This is a genomic window from Streptomyces sp. NPDC053755 (assembly GCF_040677675.1).
Taxonomy (GTDB): Bacteria; Actinomycetota; Actinomycetes; order Streptomycetales; family Streptomycetaceae; genus Streptomyces.
This window is the reverse complement of the sequence record NZ_JBFASK010000012.1, coordinates 131739-150231: the sequence shown is the minus strand read 5'-3', so window position 1 is coordinate 150231 and position 18493 is coordinate 131739. Positions and strand designations below refer to the sequence as shown.

Below are 18493 nucleotides of genomic sequence, written 5' to 3'. Positions count from 1 at the left end.
GTGCGGCGGTTCAGAACTGGAGCGACCAGGCGTTGACGTACCCGGTGTCGTTCGTCCAGTTGTCGGTGACGCGCAGCTTCCACGTGCCGTCGGCGGTCTCACCGGAGGCGTCGACCGTGTAGGTGGCCCGGACGTCGTCCGCGCTGTCGTTGCCGTTGTAGTCCTTCAGGAGGTACGCGGAGCCGTCGGGGGCGATCAGTTCCACCCGCAGGTCGCCACGGTAGGTGTGCCGGATGTCCACCGCGACGGCGAGGCCGGACGGGGCGTTGCCGCCCACGCCGGTCACGGCGATGGGGGAGTCGACGGTGGCGTTGTCGCGGATGGCGAGGTCGTCGGTGTTCTCGAAGCGCGGCCCGGTGGGCGGCGGGGTGGTGCCGGCGCCCGTGTACAGGAGACGGTTCGGGGAGCCCGTGCGGGCGTCCGTGACCTTGTCGGCGGTGGCGTCGGCCACCAGCTTCTCGCGGACCTGGGCGGGCGACCAGGTCGGGTTCGCGGCGAGTATCAGCGCCGCCGCGCCCGCCACGTGCGGGGAGGCCATGGAGGTGCCGCTGTCGGAGCGGGAGGCGGTGTCGCCCGAGTGGGACGTGGAGACGATGGAGTCGCCCGGGGCGAAGATGTCCAGGCAGGAGCCGTGGTTCGACCCCTGGCCGTTGGACCAGCCGGTGGCGCGGGCGTCTCTGCTCGTGGTGGCGCCGACCGTGAGGGCCGTCGGCGTGGACGCCGGTGAGTACTGGCAGGAGTCGGCGTTGTTGTTGCCCGCCGCGACGACCCAGGTGACCCCGGACGCGATGGACGACGCCACCGCGTCGTTGACGGACTGGTTCTTGCCGCCGCCGATGCTCATGTTCGCCACGGCCGGCTTGACCGCGTTCTTGGTGACCCAGTCGATGCCCGCGAGCACGGGGGCCCAGCTGCTGCCGGAGCTGCCCTGGCAGTTCAGCACCCGGACGCTGACGAGCTTCACGCCCTTGGCGACGCCGAACGAGCTGCCGCCGACCGTCCCCGCGACATGGGTCCCGTGGCCGTGGCAGTCGGAGGCGTTGGAGTCGTTGTCGATGAAGTCGTAGCCGCTGGCCGCCCTGCCGCCGAAGTCGCGGTGGCTCAGACGGACACCGGAGTCCAGGACGTACGCGGTGACGTTGGACGCGGTGGTGGCATAGGTGTAGCGCGCGTCCGTCGGCAGGGAGCGCTGGTCGATGCGGTCCAGGCCCCAGGACGGCGGGTCGGTCTGGGTGTCGGCGGCGTAGGCGACACCGTCGGCCTCCACGCGGGCGACGGACGGGTCGGCGGCCAGCTCCCTCGCCTCCTCCTCGGTCATGGTGACCGAGAAGCCGCGCAGGGCGGCGGTGTAGGTGTGCCGCACGCTGCCCGCGTGCCGCTTGGCCAGGGCCTTCGCGGCGGTCGGTACGTCGGTGCGGGCGACCGAGTCCCGGAAGGTGACGATGTAGGAGCCGTCGATGGCTCCGGGGCGGTCCGCGCCGACGATGCGGCCCTCGCCGCCCGGCGGTACGGGTGCGGCCTCGGCGGCCCCGGCGGTGGCGGCGGCCCCGACGAGCAGGGCGGCACTGGCGCCGGCGGCGAGCAGTCGCCGGACGGCGAGCGCGTCGAAACGCATGGGTTCTCCCTTGAGAGCGATCCGGAGGAGCACACGCCTGTCGGGCTCATGACAGGAGTGGCCGGTGGTGTCGGACGTTCGCGAGCGGTGGGGTGGGTGCCGCACGGAACGGGACTCCGTGCGGCACCGGGGCGGACCGCGTCGTACGGCTGCGTGGGGGTGCAGCCGCCCCCCGGACACCCGGTCCCGCCGGCCACGGACCGGCAGGGGCGAGGCGAGGACGTCGTCCGACCGCCCAGAGCTTCGGCCGAGGGAGGGGAACCGGGCAATCCGTAGCGCTACCCAAAGAGTGGGAGCGCCGCGATCCGCGGCCGGGTGGGGGAGCCACGGTCCGGCGACCCCGTCAATCCTTGGGTGGCGAACCCCTATTGCGTCGGGGGTGGCGAGCCGGTAGACCACCCAGCACCCGCTCACGCGGAGGGCCGGGAGTGCCAGGTGTGGCAGCGGGAGTCGAACGCCGACGACCGGCGGGAGCGGACGGCGGACGCGGAAGGCGTGCGGTCTGGGCTTACGGCGTCGGGCGCACACCGTCGGGTCGGTGTCGGGTGAACGGTGTCGGGTGAGGGCGTCGTCAGGCGTGGAGGAGGAGTCAGTGGAAGGTCCTGCCGGTCTCGTCGGCCGGGACGCCGAGCTCGGTCGCCTCCGCTCGGCGATGGGGCGGGGCCCGTGCCTGGCGATCGTGCGGGGGGAGGCCGGGGCGGGCGCCTCCCGCCTGGTGGACGCGCTGTTGGCCGACCCGGTGTGCGCGGACTGGACGCACCTGCGCGGAACCTGCCCCGACCCCGCGGGGGAGCAGTGCCTCTCCGCCGTCGTCGACGCGCTGGCCGCACTCCCGTACCGGCCGGACCTCGCACTGCCGCCGGTGACCGGGATCGTCGGGACGATGGTCCCGGAACTCGCGGACCGACTGCCGCCGCCGCCGGGGGAGTTCGCCCCGGCGCTGGAGCAGGTCCTGTTCGCACGGGGGGTACGGGCCCTGCTCGCCGCTCTGGGCCCGGCCGTGCTGGTCGTGGAGGACGTGCACGCGGCGGACGCCCGCACCCTCGACGTACTGCGCCACCTCACCGCGTCCATGCCGTCGGCCCTCCGGCTGGTCGTCACCGAGCGCGCCGCCCCGGGTCTGCCCGTCCTCGGCATCGGAGTCGGATGCCGGGTCCCGACGGAGGAGGTGGTCGTCCGGCCGTGGACCGTGCGGGAGACGGGGGAGTACGTCCGGAGGCGGCTCGGCGGGCGGACCGCCGAACCCGGCTTCACCGAGCTGGTGCACGGCCGTACCGGCGGACTGCCCGGCGCGGTCGAGGCCCTGCTGAGGGAGGTCGGACGCGGCGAACCGACCGGAGTCGACGGCGGGCAGGCCGGGATGGCGGACGTGCACGCCGCCGGGGTGCCGCCCATCCTCCGGCGGGACCTGGCCCGTCGGCGCGGGCCGCTCACCGACGACGCCGACCGGATCGTGGAGACGGCGGCGCTGCTCGACCGGCCGGTCGCCGTGGACGTGCTGGCCGAGGCGGCGGGGGTGCCGGCCGGGGACGCCGAGCGGGCCGTGGCCCTCGCCGTCCGGTGCGCGGTGCTGCGGACCGACGGACGCCGGACGGGGTTCCGGCACCCCCTGGACCGTCAGGCGGTGTACGAGGAGATCCCCGGGCCCCGGCTGGAGCGGCTCGCCCTGCGCGCCGCACGGGCGCTGCACCGAGTGGAGAGGCCCCTGCCGTTGGCGGACCTGGCCCGTCTGTACGGCACGGCCGGCCGGCCCGGCGATGCCGCCCGGTACCTGGTCGCGGCGGCCGACCGGGCCGCTGCCGAGGGCGACTACGCCGCCGCGACGGCCCGGTACACCACGGCCATCGCCGAGGAGCCCCGGGCAGCCACCCGCATCCGCACCGCCGCGAAGCTGGCCCGCACCGCCCAGCTCGCCCGCGCCGGCGACGACGTGGTGAACGCCGTCCGGCGCGTCCTGGAGGAGGACGCGCCGCCGCCCCGGCTGCGCGGGGAGATCCGGCTCCACCTGAGCGTCGTCCTGCGCAACCAGAGCGCCGCGCCACTCGACAGCCTGAACGAGATCGCCCGCGCCATCCCCGATCTGGAGGCGTCCGATCCGCAGACCGCCGCCCGAGCGATGTCCGTGGCGGCCATCCCCTCCATCAAGGGGTGGCCGGTCAGCCGCCACCGGAGCTGGCTGGAGAAGATCGAGGCCGTCGGCGACACGCTGACCGATCCCGTGACCCGGGCAGCGGTCGCCGCGAACCGCGTCACGGCCCTGATGCTCCTCGGCGACCGGCGCGCATGGGCATGCGCCGACGAACTGCGCCGTCCGCCGGCCTCCGCCCTGGAGGCCGCCCAACAGGCCCGGGGGTGGGCCAACCTGGCGCACGCGACCACGGCTCTCGGGCACACCGCGCGGGCCCGGGAGTTCCTGGACCGTGCCCGTGCCGGACTCGCCGCCACGTTCAGCCCGTATCTGGAGGGGCTGACGCAGACCGCGCGCCTGGTCGTCGACTGGCACGAGGGGCGGTGGGCCGAGCTGTACGAAGCCGCCGACCGTGCCACCCGCTCGTACCGCGACATCCCCGACCTGACCGCCGAGGCCATGCTCGTGCGCGGACTCACCGCGCTCCACGCCCTCGGCGACGTGCTCGCCGCCCGCCGCGACCTCGCCGAGGCCGCCCGTACCACCCGCTACGACACGGGGTTCATCCTCACCGCCTCCGCCGCGGCCCTCGCCCGTCTGCACCTGGAGGCGGGGCGGCCCGGACGGGCCTGCGACGCGGTGGAGACGGCGCTGCACCACCTCGGCCGGACCGGCGGCTGGGTGTGGGCCACCGAGGTCGTCCCCACCGCCGTCGAGGCGCTGCACGGCAGCGGGCAGAGCGCGCGGGCGCACCGGCTCGTCGAGGATTTCGCCGCCGGGACCGCCGACTGCGACGCCCCGGCCGCAGCGGCCGCGCTCGCCGTGGGCCGGGCCCTGCTGGCGGAGGCGGACGGCCGCCCCGCCGAGGCCGCCGCGATGCTGGGCGGTGCGGAGGCCGCGTGGCGGCGGCTGGGCCGCCCCTTCGACGCTGCCCGCGCGGCGGAGGCCCGCGGGCGGTGCCTCTTCCACGACGGGCGGGAGGAGGCGGCGGCGACCGTACGAGCCGCGATCACCGCCTACCAGGAGCTCGGGGCACGCTGGGACGTGGCCCGCTGCCACCGGCTCCTGCGCCGCCACGACGTCGTCACCACCCACCGGCGCGGGCGCCTCGGCTACGGCGACCGTCTCTCCCCCCGGGAGGAGGAGGTGGCCGTGCTCGTCGCCCGCGGCCGGGCGAACCGCGAGATCGCCGAGAGCCTCGTCCTGTCCACCCGGACGGTCGAGCACCATGTCGCCAGCGTCATGCGGAAGTTGAACGTCACCTCCCGTACGGCCATCGCCGCCGCGCACGCCGCCGTCCCCGCCGAGGAGGGCGGGGCGGCGTGGGGGTAGGCCGCCCGGGCGGCACGCCCCGGGAGCGGCCCGGGGACGACCCGCGGGCGCGCGTGCACCAGGAGTCGTAGGCGTCGTTCCCGACCGCCCGACCGCCCGACCGCCCGACCGCCCGACCGCCCGCCCGGCAGCACCACCGCGCCGCAGGCCGCCCCCGCGCAGCCCGTCCGCGCTTCGGCCCGTCCGCCGGGGTGCTCCACCGAACGGACGACACCGCCGCGCGGACCGGCGCGGCGGGCGGCTCCCCACCGCCCGTCCGTCCTCTAATGGCGCCCGAGAGACACCCCCGCGTCCAGGACGGAGCCCGATGCACGAGATGTCCGTCGCGGTGGCCGTCGTCGACCAGGTCGAGACGGCCGCGCGGTCGCGGGGCGCCGTGGGGGTCGCCAGCATCCGGCTGGACGTGGGCGAGCTGGCCGGCGTCGTCGCCGACGCGCTCGCCTTCTGCTTCGGACTCGCCTGCGCCGGAACCGTCGTCGAGGGCGCCGAACTGATCACCCGGACCGTCCCCGGCACCGCGCGCTGTGAACCGTGCGCCACGTCCTGGGCGGTCGGCATGCCGCCGCGACTGCTCTGTCCCGGCTGCGGGGCCGCGGCCGCCGAGCTCGTCTCCGGCCGCGAACTGCGGATCCGGGAGGTCCGCTGGGCCGACCCCGCGACGGTACGCGAACGAGGCCGTCAACCGATCTCCGAGGAGAGCTGAGCATGTGCCGAGCCGTCGACCTCCAGCGTGCCGTCCTCGCCAAGAACGAGGCCGCGGCGGGGATCCTGCGCACCGAACTGGCAGCCCGGGGCACCACCCTCGTCAACCTGCTCTCGAGCCCGGGCAGCGGCAAGACCGCCCTGCTGGAACGCGAGTTGCGGCTCGCCCGTGAGCGGGGCGTCGGCGCCGCCGCGCTCACCGCGGACCTGGCCACGGAGAACGACGCCGTACGGCTCGCCCGTTCCGGAGTCCCCGTCAAGCAGGTGCTCACCGACGGCCTGTGCCACCTGGAGGCCGACATGGTCGCCCGGCACCTGCACGACTGGCTTCCCGAGTCCACCCGGCTGCTGTTCGTCGAGAACGTCGGCAACCTCGTCTGCCCCGCCGGTTACGACCTCGGCGAGTCCCTCCGGGTCGCCCTCGCCTCCGTCACCGAAGGGGAGGACAAGCCCCTCAAGTACCCCACCGCCTTCGGCCTCGCCCATCTGGTGGTCGTCACCAAGACCGACATGGCCGAGGCGGCGGAATTCGACGAGACGGCCTTCCGCCACAACGTGCAGCAGGTCAACCCCGGCGTCGAGGTCGTCCTCACCTCGGTGCGCGACGGCCGGGGCGCCGGCGTCCTGGTGGACCGCGCCCTCGCCGCGGCCGAGGGCTCCGGCCTCCACACCCCGGTGATGGCCCAGGTCGGCGCGTGACCACCGCGCGGCCCGCGACCGCACCCGAGACCGCCCCGAGGCGCAGCCGGGTGGTCGTGCGCGGTGTCGTGCAGGGCGTCGGGTTCCGGCCCTACGTCTACGCCCTCGCCACCGGGCTGCGCCTGTGCGGGCATGTCACCAACACGTCGGACGGCGTCGTCGCGGAGGTCGAGGGCGACCCCGCGGACGTGGCCGCCTTCTGCGCGCGTGTGGCCTCCGAGGCGCCACCGCTGGCCCGGGTGGAATCGGTCGAGACGGCCGACGTGGCGGCGAGCGGCGGCAGCGGCTTCGTCATCGTGCCCTCCCGCCGGGGCGGCGCCGTCCGCACCCTCGTCCCCCCGGACACCGCCACCTGCGCCGACTGCCTCGCGGAGCTCGCGGACCCGGCCGACCGGCGCCATCTGCACCCCTTCATCACGTGTACGCACTGCGGCCCGCGGTTCACCATCGTCACCGGGCTGCCCTACGACCGGGCGCACACCACGATGGCCGGCTTCCCGATGTGCCCGGACTGCGCCCGGGAGTACGCGGACCCGGCCGACCGGCGCTTCCACGCCCAGCCCGTCGCCTGCCCCCACTGCGGCCCCCGGCTGCGCCTGGTCACCGCCCCGGGCGGCACGTGGCCCGGGCCCGGTGCCGACGGCGATCCCCGTGCGGCCGGCGGCACCCTCACGGCCGACCAGGCGTCGGGGCCCGAGCCGCGTACCGCCGCCGGACTCCGTACCGGCGGCGCCGGAGCCCGTGCCGCCGCCGGTAGCCGTCCCGACCCGGTGCTCGCCGCCCGTCGCATGCTCGCGGCCGGTGCGATCCTCGCCGTCAAGGGTCTCGGGGGCTATCACCTGGCCTGCGACGCGACGAACCCCGACGCGGTGGCCGAGCTGCGGCGGCGCAAGGCGCGTGGTGACAAGCCGTTCGCGATGATGGCGGCGGACATCGCCGACATCGAACCCCTCGCGTACCTCGGCCCGCTCGAACGCGAGCTGCTCGCCGGCGGCGTCCGCCCCGTCGTACTGCTGCGGCGCCGCGACGACGCCCGCCCGCGTCACGGCGCCGAGCCGGCGCGGGCGGTGGCCCCCGGCAGTCCGGACCTCGGCTTCATGCTCCCGTACACCCCCGTGCACCACCTGCTCCTCGGCCTTGGCGCCCCGGGCCGGGAAGGCCCCCGGCTGCTGGTCATGACCAGCGGCAACCTCTCCGGCGAACCCATCGTCACCGACGACGTGGAGGCGCTGACCAGGCTCGCCGGTCTGGCGGACGCCTGGCTGCTGCACGACCGGCCCATCCACGTGCCCTGCGACGACTCCGTCGTCCGCGTCTGCGACGGCGAGCAGCTGACGCTGCGCCGCTCCCGGGGGTACGCCCCGCTGCCCGTCCCGCTGCCCGTCGACGTCGCCCCCGCCCTCGCCGTGGGAGGGGACCTGAAGAACACCTTCTGCCTCGGCGAGGGCCGTCAGGCATGGCTCTCCGCCCACGTCGGCGACATGGACGACCTCGCCACCCAGCTCGCTCTCGCCTCCGCCGAGCGTCAGTTGGAGTCCGTCACGGGCGTTCGGCCCGGCCTGCTCGCCGCCGACCTGCATCCCGGCTACCGGTCCACGCGCTGGGCCCGCCGGCATGCCGCCGGGCGGCCCGTCGTCCCGGTGCAGCACCACCACGCGCACGTCGCCGCGGCGATGGCGGAGCACGGTCTCGACGGCACCCGTCCCGTGATCGGTGTGGCCTTCGACGGCACCGGCCACGGTCTCGACGGCGCCGTATGGGGAGGCGAGTTCCTGATCGCGGACTACGCCGGGTTCACCCGGTTCGCGCACCTGGCCTACGCACCCCTGCCCGGCGGTGACGCGGCCGTCCGGCGGCCCTACCGGATGGCCCTCGCCCACCTGCGGGCCGCGGGCATCGCCGCCGATCCACGCCTGCCGTGCGTACGCGCCTGTCCCCCGCAGGAACTTCCGCTCCTTGAGCGGCAGTTGGCGCGGGGGTTGAACTGCGTCCCCACGTCCAGCATGGGGCGCCTCTTCGACGCCGTCTCCTCCCTCGCCGGAGTCTGCCACCACGCGGGTTACGAGGCACAGGCCGCGATCGAGCTGGAGGCGGCGGCGCTGCGCGCACCCGCCACGGCGGAGGATGGGCGCTACGCGTTCCGGCTGGACGCGGGAAGGGCCGGTGATGCGCTCACCGCCGACCCGGCACCGTTGCTGACGGCGGTGGCCGAGGACGTACTCGACGGCCGGCCCGCGGCCGTCGTCGCGGCGCGGTTCCACCACGCCGTGACCCGTCTTGTCCGCACGGTCTGCGCCGCCGCCAGGAGCGGGACCGGGGTGGAGACGGTCGCCTTGAGCGGGGGAGTCTTCGCGAACACCGTGCTCTCCTCGGCCTGCGCCCACGGTCTGCGGGAGGACGGCTTCACTGTGCTGCGCCACCGCCGGATCCCGCCGAACGACGGCGGACTGGCCCTCGGCCAGCTCGTCGTGGCCGCCCGGCGCACCGAGGGCGCGTCCCCCGGCACCCCACGACGAGAGCGACAGTGAGGAGACACCCATGTGCCTGGCGGTACCCGGAAGAGTGCTGGACGTCGAGGACCGGGACGGCACCCGGATGGCCACGGTCGACTTCGGCGGGGTGGTCAAGGAGGTCTGCCTGGAGTACCTGCCGGACCTGAAGCCCGGCGAGTACGCCATCGTCCACGTGGGGTTCGCCCTGCAGAGGCTGGACGAGGAGTCGGCCAGGAGGACCCTGGAGCTGTTCGAGACCCTCGGCATGCTCCAGGAGGAGTTCGGCGACCCGTGGGAGTCGGCCGCCGAAGCGACGGGAGACGAGCGGCCGGCGCACGAGGGCGTCGCCGGAGAGGTGCGGCGGTGAAGTACATCGACGAGTTCCAGGACCCCGAGCTGGCCAGGCGGCTGCTCGACGAGATCCGCGCGACGGTGACGCGGCCCTGGGCGCTGATGGAGGTCTGCGGCGGCCAGACCCACACGATCATCCGGCACGGGATCGACCAGCTGCTCCCGTCCGAGGTGGAGTTGATCCATGGGCCGGGCTGCCCGGTGTGCGTGACGCCGCTGGAAGTGATCGACAAGGCGCTGGAGATCGCCTCCCGTCCCGGGGTGATCTTCTGCTCCTTCGGCGACATGCTGCGGGTGCCCGGCACCGGCCGGGACCTCTTCCAGGTACGCGGGCAGGGCGGTGACGTCAGGGTCGTCTACTCGCCGCTCGACGCGCTGCGGATCGCCGAGCGGAACCCGGACCGCGAGGTGGTCTTCTTCGGCATCGGCTTCGAGACCACGGCGCCGCCGAACGCGATGACGGTCCACCAGGCCCGCAAGCTCGGCATCCGCAACTTCAGCCTGCTCGTCTCCCACGTCCGGGTGCCCCCGGCGATCGAGGCGATCATGCGGTCGCCGGACTGCCGGGTCCAGGGATTCCTCGCCGCGGGCCACGTGTGCAGCGTGATGGGCACGGCGGAGTACCCGGATCTCGCCGCACGCCACCGGGTACCGATCGTCGTCACCGGGTTCGAGCCGCTGGACATCCTCGAAGGCGTACGGCGGACCGTGCTCCAGCTGGAGCGCGGGGAGCACACGGTCGAGAACGCCTACCCTCGCGCGGTGCTGCCCGAGGGCAACGCGGCCGCGCGGGCGATGCTGGACGACGTCTTCGAGGTCACCGACCGCGCGTGGCGCGGCATCGGCGTCATCCCGGACAGCGGCTGGCGGCTGTCGGAGCGGTACCGGGCGTACGACGCCGAGCACCGGTTCTCCGTCGAGGGGATCGAGACGCGCGAGCCGGCCGAGTGCCGCAGCGGCGAGGTGCTCCAGGGGCTGCTGAAGCCCCATGAGTGCGAGGCCTTCGGGACGACGTGCACTCCCCGCTCGCCGCTGGGGGCCACCATGGTCTCCAGCGAGGGGGCGTGCGCCGCCTACTACCTCTACCGGCGGCTCGATCTCGGCACTCCGTCTCGGCAATCCCCGTCGCAGGCGTCCCCGGCACAGGACGCCACGGCCCCGTCCACGGCCCTGGAGGGCAGTTCCGTTGTCTGAACTCACCCGCGTCACCGCTCCGGAGCAGGCACCCGACATGCTGGCCTGGACGTGCCCGGCGCCGCTGCGGGACCAGCCGCGCGTGGTGATGGGCCACGGCGGGGGCGGCGCCCTCTCCGCCGAACTGGTCGAGCACGTCTTCGCGCCGGCCTTCGGCGGACCCGCGCTCTCGGTCACCACCGACGCGGCGGCCGTCGAACTCGGCGGCGTCCGGCTCGCCTTCTCCACCGACTCCTTCGTGGTGCGCCCCCTGTTCTTCCCCGGCGGCAGCATCGGCGACCTGGCCGTCAACGGCACGGTGAACGACCTCGCCATGAGCGGGGCCAGAGCGGCCTATCTCTCCTGCGGCTTCATCCTGGAGGAGGGGGTGGAGACCGAGGTCGTGACCCGGGTGGCGAACGCCCTCGGCGCGGCGGCCCGGGCGGCGGGCGTGCAGGTGGCGACCGGCGACACCAAGGTGGTGGAGGCCGGCCACGGCGACGGCGTCTACATCAACACCTCCGGGATCGGACTGATCCCGCCCGGGGTCGACCTCCGGCCGGAGCGCGTCGTGCCCGGTGACGTGGTCATCGTCAGCGGCCCCGTCGGCGTCCACGGGGTGGCGATCATGAGCGTCCGCGAGGGACTGGAGTTCGGGGTCGAGATCGAGAGCGACTGCGCACCCCTCGGCGGCCTCGTCGAGGCGATGCTCGCGGTCACGCCGGACCTGCACGTGCTGCGGGACCCCACGCGCGGAGGGCTCGCCGCCTCGCTCAACGAGATCGCGGCCGCCTCGGGGACCGGTGTCGTGCTCCGGGAACGGGCCGTCCCCGTCCCCGCCCCGGTGGCCAACGCCTGCGCGGTGCTCGGTCTCGACCCGATGTACGTCGCCAACGAGGGGAAGCTGGTCGCCTTCGTCCCGCGGGAACACGCCGACGCCGTACTGGCCGCGATGCGCGCGCATCCGCTGGGCGCCGGGGCGGCCGTGATCGGCGAGGCCGTCGAGGCGCACCCGGGAATGGTCGTCGCCCGCACCGGCCTGGGTGGTACGCGGGTGGTCGACATGCCGCTCGGCGAGCAGCTGCCGCGGATCTGCTGAGGGTCAGCCCCGCGCGCCGCGGTCACGGCCGTGAGCGGTGTCGAGGGTCCAGGTGTGGGTGCAGTTCGGGCACTGCAGGTGGACCCTCGGCCCCTTGTTGGAGATCAGGTAGCGCCAGTGCTCCGGACAGTTGCGGCGCTGCGTACAGGTCGCGCAGTCGCGGGCGTCGTCACACCCGGGACAGGCGACCCAGGCGCGTCGGGCCCGGTCGGCGTGGGGATCAATGGGAAGCCGCACGGCCCGGCTCACGTCCTGGCAGAACCCCCGCCTCGACCAGCACGGCGTGGATCCGCCGCTGCTCGTCGTCCAGCCCCGAGTAGAGCAGGGCGTGCGCCTCGTCCTCGCCTCGCAGGACGGCCACGGGGTCCCAGTCGGGACCCAGCGCCGCGACGACTTCGGCCTGCCTGCGGGCCTCCTCGGCGGTGAGGTCGATGGTGAAGACGAGATGGTCGGGATCGGTGCCCTGGCTCATGGCGGTGCTTTCGGCGGAATCGAACAGGTTTCGCCACGTCTACCAGAGGGGGCGCCGGGTACGGAAGGGGGGGGTCTCAGGGGGCGGCCATGAGCGGCGTGAGCACGCCGATATGGGCCGCCCGGTCGACAGCGGTGTCCGCGGGCGCACTTGAGGACGGTGTCCCCCGCGCGGCGGCCACGGGACGATCGCCCACCCGCTGCTCGTGTGGCACACCTCACGTGCACCGACCCCTGCCCCGGTCCCCGGCGCCCCGGAGGCGCGGTCCGGCCGCCGTGCCGGTCCGCGCGGGGTGCGGGAGAGGGCCGGGGGCAGGTCTGAGCCAGGGGTGCGGGTCCGCCGAGAGGTCCGCCCCGTCTCCTCCGGGTCCGTGCCAGATCTCCCGTCCGGCGTCCCGGGCGGGGTCCGTCCGTGAAGGACTCGTGAACGCACGCGAGTTGTCGCGTGTGCGTACGGGAGGCGGCCTTGTGTGCGACTGCGACGCATCGGAATAGTGCGGCGGGTCATCCTCCGTACCGGCGACCCCACATCGTCCGGGCACGGCCCCCCACAGGAGGTCATTTTGAAGCACCGTCGCATAACCAGGCGAAGGACCGCCGTCGCGGGCGGAGCGGTCGCCGCGTTGGTCATCGCGGGCATCTCGTTCCAGAGTGCGAACGCCACCGACAGCACGGATCGGTTCTCCGTCAAGGCGCTGACGGCGCCGGCCGCCGGGACGCTCGCTCTCTCCCTCAAGGCGGACCTCGGCGCGTCCGAGGCGGGCGCCTACTACGACGCCGCCGCCAAGGCGCTCGTCGTGAACGTGGTGTCCGAGGACGCCGCGCGGTCCGTACGCGAGGCGGGCGCCGAGGCCCGCGTCGTCGAGCACACCCTCGCCGAACTGACCGGCGCCCGGCAGACCCTGACCGAGAGGGCGACCATCCCGGGCACGGCCTGGGCGACGGACCCGGTCACCAACAAGGTGGTGGTCACGGCCGACCGTACGGTCTCCGGCGCGCGTCTCACGCAGCTGCGGCAGGTCGTGCAGAGCCTGGGATCCAAGGCGGAACTCAAGCGCACTGCGGGCGAGTTCAAGCCCTTCGCCGCGGGCGGCGACGCGATCCACTCCGGAGGTGGGCGTTGCTCGCTCGGCTTCAACGTGGTGAAGGGCGGTGAGCCGCACTTCATCACCGCCGGGCACTGCGGCGAGACCGGCAGCGAGTGGTCGGACTCGGCGGGCGGCGCGGCGATCGGCTCGATGGTCGACTCCCAGTTCCCCGGAAACGACTTCGCGCTGGTGAAGTACAGCGGCGACACCCCGCACCCGAGCGAGGTCAACCTCTACGACGGCAGCGCGCAGCCCATCACGAAGGCGGGGGACGCCACCGTCGGCATGAAGGTGCGGCGCAGTGGCTCGACCACCCAGGTTCACGAGGGCGAGGTCACCGGACTCGACGCGACCGTGAACTACGGCAACGGTGATGTGGTCGAGGGCCTCATCCAGACGTCGGTCTGCGCCGAACCCGGCGACAGCGGCGGCTCGCTCTTCGCCGGCGACACGGCGATCGGCCTCACGTCGGGCGGCAGCGGCAACTGCTCGTCGGGTGGGGAGACGTTCTTCCAGCCCGTGACCGAGGCGCTCTCGACGTTCGGCGCCGAGATCGGCTGACAGCGGGACCCGCGTCCGACGGCGGGACCGCCTCCGGCCGGAGGCGTCCCCGCCGTCGGACGTCGCCGCGGGTCACCGTGGCGCGCTCACGCCAGGACGACGCACCCCTTCCTCTCCAGTGCGCACAGCACCGGAAGGGAGGGGTCGATCCCGTTCCAGCGCAGATCGAGCTTCTCCAGCGCCGGCATCTCGGCAAGCCACCCCGGCAGACGGCGGAGCCGGTTGCCGCGCAGATCGATCCAGCGCAGCAGCGGCAGGCCGGCCAGGGAGTCCGGCACCTCGGCCACCGCGTTCTCGCGGAGGTCCAGGTGGCGCAGTTCGCGCAGTCCGGCGGTCGACGACGGCAGTCGCTCGATCGTGTTGCCCCGAAGCCACAGCTCGCGCAGGTCGCGCAGGTCGCCGAGGGAGTCGGGCAACGTCGTCAGCCGGGCGTGCTGTGCCCGGAGTTCGACGAGACCGGTCATGCGGCCCAGGGTCCCGGGGAGGGCGGTGAGGGGGTTCTCGCCGACGTTGAGGTAGCGCAGCCGCGTCAGGTCTCCCAGGGAGTCCGGCAAGCGCGACAGCCGGTTGTCGTGCAGGTAGAGGCAGCGGCTCAGTCCGGTCAGTCCACCCAGTTCGTCGGGCACCGACGTGAGGGCGTTGTGTCCCAGGTCCAGGGTGTGCAGCCGGGTGAGTCGTCCGATCTCCGGCGGGAGGGTCCGGAGACCGTTGTCCGCAAGGATCAGCACGCGCAGCCCGGTCTGTCGCCAGACCGACGGGGGCACGTGTCCCAGTTCCCGACGCCACAGGTCGAGGGTGTCCTCCACGGTTTCTTCCTCTCGCCCCCGCGTCAGACCCGCGGGGTGTTCGGGGTTGGGGCTTCCGGGGCGGTGATGCGGCCCGACTGAGCGACCGTACGTGCTCGGTGACGAGCTCCCCGGGCCGTGCCCACCAGGCCACCGCCGGCAGCCGGTCGCCCTCGTCCTCGCTGAAGGGGGTGCGGACAGGGGCGGCCGGAATCGAGTCGCCCCCTCGATGCCGGAGTCGGGCGAAGGGCTGCTCGACCTTCGCGGCCGCCTCCGCACCGCGGCGACGTCCGGCGTTCAGAGACTCCCGGGCCGGCGGGCCGATGACCCGGTCGCGGAACGCCCGGCGGCCTCCTTCAGCGCGTCGAGCAGGGTACGGAGCGCCGGTTGGGCCGTGGTGCCCTCCCGGACCGCCGCGTGGACGGTCCTGACCGGCTCCGGGCGCCGGACCCTGCGGAGGGCGACGCCGTTGCGGCGGCCCGCCGCTCCCAGGCGGGGGACCAGCCCGACGCCGAGGCCGGCGGCGACGAAGCCCAGGGCGGTGGCGTAGTCCTCGCTGCTCGCGACGAAGGCGGGAGTGAAGCCCGCGGCTGCACACGCGTCCAGCATGATGTCGAGGCAGGGCCCGGGCGGTTCGCTGCCGATCCAGGGCTCCCCGGCGAGATCGGCGAGGTCGAGGACGCGCCGCGACGCGAGCGGGTGGTCCGCGGGCAGCGCGGCGAGGTAGGGGTCGTCGAGCAGGTGGACCGGATGGATCCCCTCCCGGCCGCCGCGCTGGGGGCGTACCACGATCGCCAGGTCCGCTTCGCCCCGCTCGACCTCCGCCAACGGGTCTGCGGGGTCGATGAGCCGGAGGTCGACCCGCACGTCCTGATGGTCGCGGCGGAGCCGGGCCAGGGCGGGCGCGACGAGCGTGGGCCCGATCGAGGAGAAGTAGCGCACGGACAGCCTGCCGGTGCGCCCGGCTCGCAGGTCGGCCAGTGCCGTCTCCGCCTCGGCGAGGCTCTCGCTGATGAGTGCGGTGCGCTCGGCGAGCAGCCGGCCGGCGGCCGTCGGCCGCACGCCGCGACCCACCCGTTCGAGCAGCGCGATCCCGGTCTCCCGCTCCAGCACCGCCACCTGCTGACTCACCGCCGAGGGCGTGTAGCCCAGGTGCGCCGCCGCCGCGGTCACCGAGCCGCTGGTCACGACCGCCCTCAGCACCTGCATCCGCCTCAGATCGAGCATGTAGCGCAGCTTAACGGTCATGCGGAAAGGTTCGATTGTGCTGAGGTCCGGCCCCGGGCATCGTTCCGACCGAGGCACGAACCGGGAGGAGAAGCGAGCGTGAACGGTGCTGTCAGATTGAGGGCTTCGGCCCGAGTCGTGGTGCTCGCCCTGCTGTGGGGCTCCACCTTCCTCTGGATCGAGCTGGCCCTGGACGCGCTCTCCCCGGTGCAGGTGACCCTGGCCCGCTGCGTGCTGGGCACGGGCACCCTACTGGCGCTGTGCCTGAGGACCGGGGACCGCCTGCCCCGTGAACGAGCCGTCTGGGGCCGGGTCCTCGTGGCCGCCTTCTGGTGCAACGCCCTGCCCTTCGCGCTGTTCAGCGTCGGTCAGCAGACCGTCGACTCCGGTGTCGCGGGGGTCCTGAACGCGACCACCCCGCTGTGGTCCCTGCTGGTCGGCATCGCCAACGGTACGGAGCGCGGTGTCCGACCGGTGCGCTTCGGCGGTCTCCTGCTGGGGTTCGCCGGTGTGGTGCTGATCTTCGCTCCGTGGCAGGGGACGGGGACCGTCGGCTGGGGCGCCCTCGCCATCCTCTCCGCCGCGGTGAGTTACGCGATCGGCTTCGCCTTCATGGGGCGCCACCTCGTCGGGAAGGGACACGCGACCCTCTCCCTCTCCGCGGCGCAGCTCCTCGCCGCGTCCGGTCTCACCGCCCTGAGCCTGCCGGCCGGCGGCCTGTCGCCGGTGCACCTCGACCGGACGCTCCTGGTCGCGGTGGCGATCCTGGGCGTCTTCGCCACCGGGATCACCTTCCACCTCACCTACCGGATCATCGCCGACGAAGGCGCGACCGACGCGGCGACCGTCGGCTATCTGCTCCCCGTGGTCTCGATCGGCCTGGGCGCCGTCGTCCTCGGCGAACCCTTCGGCCTCCGGATCGCCGTGGGTATGACCGTGGTGCTCGTCGGCGTCGGCATGAGCCGCCGCGGGAAGCCGGCTCCGACGGCGACCGGACCGACCACGCGCGGGTGCGGGCACCTCGCGGCGATAGCCTGGGGCGATGGACCACATCGACGGGGTGGAGATCATCGCCTGCGCGGACGGCGAGGCCTTCGAGAGCTGGCTCGCCGAGCACCACGGCCGCCACGAGGGAGTGTGGATCAAGGTGGCCAAGAAGGGGTCGGGGATCCCCTCGGTCACCGCTGACCAACTGGTCGACATCGGCCTGTGCTACGGCTGGATCTCCGGCCAGCGCCGGTCTCTCGACGGACGGCACTACCTCCAGAAGTACGTACCCCGGCGGCCCCGTAGCCTCTGGTCGCGCGTGAACGTCGAGAAGGTCGACGCGCTGACCGCCGCCGGCCGGATGCGCGAGCCCGGCCTGGCCGAGGTGCGCAGGGCCCAGGCGGACGGCCGGTGGGCGGCCGCGTACGAGTCGCAGCGTACGGCCACCGTCCCGCCCGACCTGGCGGCGGCGCTCGACGCGGACCCGGAGGCCCGGCGCTCCTTCGAGTCCCTCGACCGGACCGGCCGCTACCAGGTGATCCTCCCCCTGCTCCAGGCCGTCACCCCGGAGAGCCGGCGGGCCCGGCTGGCCAAGGCCGTGCGATCCCTGCGGACGGCCGGCGCCTCACCGACGTAGCCCTCCAATGGCCCGCATGGCGGCCTCCCTGTGCTCCGGCCTGCTGTACTCGCTGTGGATCGCCCGCGACGAGACCCTGCTGCGCGCCGACCGCAAGGCCCTCATCTCGCGCTATGGCGCCCTGTTGCAGCACATCCTGACGCCGTCGGCGCCCTGAGCCGGGCCGATCACGATCAGGAGTGACAATCCGGGCATACCCCTGTGGCGGGCCCGGGACTGGTGGCACGATGGCCGGACAGGCCGGTCGACGGCTGGTACCACCACCTTCTGGGGCACTCATGAACCTCTCGCTCCCCCTCCGACTCCTCGCCTCGGCGACCGTGCTGGGCCTGTCGCTCACCGCGTGCGGTGGTTCCGGCGGCTCCTCCCCGAACGCCTCGAGACCGGCGACCGCGGCATCCGCGACGTCCGGGACCGCGCGACCGACGACCGTGTCCCCGGCCCCCTCGGCCTCCGAGCCGTCGGCGACCGCGAGCCCGGCCGCGCCGGCACCGAAGACCCCGCGGAGCACACCGCCGCCGGACGTCCAGGGCCTCCAGCCGCTGTGGCCGTTCACCACGCGGGCCCAGGCGCAGGCGTGGGAACGGGCGTACCGCTCCGGCGGCCACCAGCCCTGGCACCGCGACCCGGAGCAGACCGCCCTGGCCTTCACCCGTGACTACCTCGGCTTCACGGACGTCGACAAGGTGACCTCACGCGCGGTCAGCGGACGGCACGCGCGGATCGGTGTCGCACCCGGCGGCCCGGAGGGCGGCACCGCGGCCGTGATCCACCTCGTACGGTTCGGCACCGGCGCGGACGCCCCCTGGGAGGTCGTCGGCACCGACGACACGACGTTCTCCCTCACCACTCCCGCGTACGGCTCGCCCACCGGGTCTCCGCTGCACGTCGGCGGAAGGATCACCGGGGTGGACGAGAGCATCCGTGTCGAGGTGCGACAGCCCTCGTCCGAGGCGCCGTTGGGCACGTCGCCCTGCTGCACCGCCGCGGGCGGCACCGACCAGCCCTGGAACGCCCGGGTCACCTTCTCCGGTGCCCGCGACCCCATCCTCACCGTCGTCGCGTCCACGGGCGGTCACGTCGCCGAGGTCGAACGCTTCACCGTCACGGCGGTGCGCGCCCGTTGACCCGAGCGCGCCGGTCGCG

General features: G+C 74.2%; 17 protein-coding genes. 12 read left to right on the top strand and 5 right to left on the bottom strand.

Translation table 11 applies throughout. The features are described from left to right. Positions 1-10: 10 nt before the first annotated feature. Positions 11-1615, bottom strand: a complete 1605-nt coding sequence (locus AB0K65_RS14905) for a S8 family peptidase (protein WP_365716332.1) — start codon at positions 1613-1615, stop codon at positions 11-13. 592 nt (positions 1616-2207) lie between these two features. Between AB0K65_RS14905 and AB0K65_RS14900 the strand changes: the two genes are divergently transcribed. The 7 genes from AB0K65_RS14900 (at position 2208) to hypE (ending at position 11591) form a co-directional block, all read left to right on the top strand. Then, positions 2208-5075 carry a LuxR C-terminal-related transcriptional regulator gene (locus AB0K65_RS14900; protein WP_365716330.1) on the top strand — a complete coding sequence of 956 codons (2868 nt, stop codon included), beginning with the start codon at positions 2208-2210 and terminating at the stop codon, positions 5073-5075. 307 nt (positions 5076-5382) lie between these two features. Continuing rightward, positions 5383-5778, top strand: a complete 396-nt coding sequence (locus AB0K65_RS14895; RefSeq protein WP_365716328.1) for a hydrogenase maturation nickel metallochaperone HypA — start codon at positions 5383-5385, stop codon at positions 5776-5778. Between the two features lie 2 nt (positions 5779-5780). After that, positions 5781-6476: a hydrogenase nickel incorporation protein HypB gene (hypB, locus tag AB0K65_RS14890; RefSeq protein ID WP_365716326.1), complete on the top strand. Its 696-nt coding sequence runs from the start codon at positions 5781-5783 to the stop codon at positions 6474-6476. Beyond that, positions 6473-9004, top strand: a complete 2532-nt coding sequence (gene hypF / locus AB0K65_RS14885; RefSeq protein WP_365716324.1) for a carbamoyltransferase HypF — start codon at positions 6473-6475, stop codon at positions 9002-9004. The genes hypB and hypF overlap by 4 nt, the downstream gene beginning before the upstream one ends. Before the next feature lie 10 nt (positions 9005-9014). Beyond that, the gene (locus AB0K65_RS14880) at positions 9015-9335 is read left to right on the top strand and encodes a HypC/HybG/HupF family hydrogenase formation chaperone (protein WP_365716322.1); all 321 of its coding nucleotides are present in this window, start codon (positions 9015-9017) and stop codon (positions 9333-9335) included. After that, the gene (gene hypD / locus AB0K65_RS14875) at positions 9332-10513 is read left to right on the top strand and encodes a hydrogenase formation protein HypD (RefSeq protein ID WP_365716320.1); all 1182 of its coding nucleotides are present in this window, start codon (positions 9332-9334) and stop codon (positions 10511-10513) included. Before AB0K65_RS14880 ends, hypD begins: the two co-directional genes overlap by 4 nt. A 37-nt stretch (positions 10514-10550) precedes the next feature. After that, entirely contained in the window at positions 10551-11591 is a 1041-nt protein-coding gene (gene hypE / locus AB0K65_RS14870; RefSeq protein WP_365716396.1) for a hydrogenase expression/formation protein HypE, read from the top strand. A 3-nt stretch (positions 11592-11594) separates the two neighbouring features. Here hypE and AB0K65_RS14865 read toward each other — a convergent pair whose 3' ends face one another. Together AB0K65_RS14865 and AB0K65_RS14860 are read right to left on the bottom strand one after the other, a co-directional pair. Continuing rightward, positions 11595-11828: a hypothetical protein gene (locus AB0K65_RS14865; protein WP_365716318.1), complete on the bottom strand. Its 234-nt coding sequence runs from the start codon at positions 11826-11828 to the stop codon at positions 11595-11597. Continuing rightward, positions 11812-12063 carry a DUF6400 family protein gene (locus tag AB0K65_RS14860; RefSeq protein ID WP_365716316.1) on the bottom strand — a complete coding sequence of 84 codons (252 nt, stop codon included), beginning with the start codon at positions 12061-12063 and terminating at the stop codon, positions 11812-11814. Before AB0K65_RS14860 ends, AB0K65_RS14865 begins: the two co-directional genes overlap by 17 nt. Before the next feature lie 562 nt (positions 12064-12625). On the opposite strand from AB0K65_RS14860, the gene AB0K65_RS14855 reads away from it, so the two are divergent. Next, on the top strand, positions 12626-13711 hold the full coding sequence (locus AB0K65_RS14855) for a S1 family peptidase (protein ID WP_365716314.1): 1086 nt from the start codon (positions 12626-12628) through the stop codon (positions 13709-13711). 86 nt (positions 13712-13797) lie between these two features. On the opposite strand, the gene AB0K65_RS14850 is transcribed toward AB0K65_RS14855, so the two are convergent. Beyond that, a complete protein-coding gene (locus AB0K65_RS14850) occupies positions 13798-14517 on the bottom strand; it encodes a leucine-rich repeat domain-containing protein (RefSeq protein ID WP_365716312.1) in 720 nt (239 codons plus the stop codon). A 276-nt stretch (positions 14518-14793) separates the two neighbouring features. Next, positions 14794-15705 carry a LysR family transcriptional regulator gene (locus AB0K65_RS14845; protein ID WP_365716394.1) on the bottom strand — a complete coding sequence of 304 codons (912 nt, stop codon included), beginning with the start codon at positions 15703-15705 and terminating at the stop codon, positions 14794-14796. A 135-nt stretch (positions 15706-15840) separates the two neighbouring features. Between AB0K65_RS14845 and AB0K65_RS14840 the strand changes: the two genes are divergently transcribed. The 4 genes from AB0K65_RS14840 (at position 15841) to AB0K65_RS14825 (ending at position 18474) form a co-directional block, all read left to right on the top strand. Further along, positions 15841-16911 (top strand): DMT family transporter, encoded by a 1071-nt coding sequence (locus AB0K65_RS14840; RefSeq protein WP_365716392.1) that lies wholly within the window; start codon positions 15841-15843, stop codon positions 16909-16911. Continuing rightward, on the top strand, positions 16793-17347 hold the full coding sequence (locus tag AB0K65_RS14835; RefSeq protein ID WP_365716390.1) for a YdeI/OmpD-associated family protein: 555 nt from the start codon (positions 16793-16795) through the stop codon (positions 17345-17347). Before AB0K65_RS14840 ends, AB0K65_RS14835 begins: the two co-directional genes overlap by 119 nt. 7 nt (positions 17348-17354) lie before the next feature. Then, complete coding sequence (locus AB0K65_RS14830; protein ID WP_365716310.1) at positions 17355-17504, top strand: hypothetical protein; 150 nt, start codon at positions 17355-17357, stop codon at positions 17502-17504. 121 nt (positions 17505-17625) lie between these two features. Beyond that, complete coding sequence (locus tag AB0K65_RS14825) at positions 17626-18474, top strand: hypothetical protein (protein WP_365716308.1); 849 nt, start codon at positions 17626-17628, stop codon at positions 18472-18474. Positions 18475-18493 lie beyond the last annotated feature (19 nt).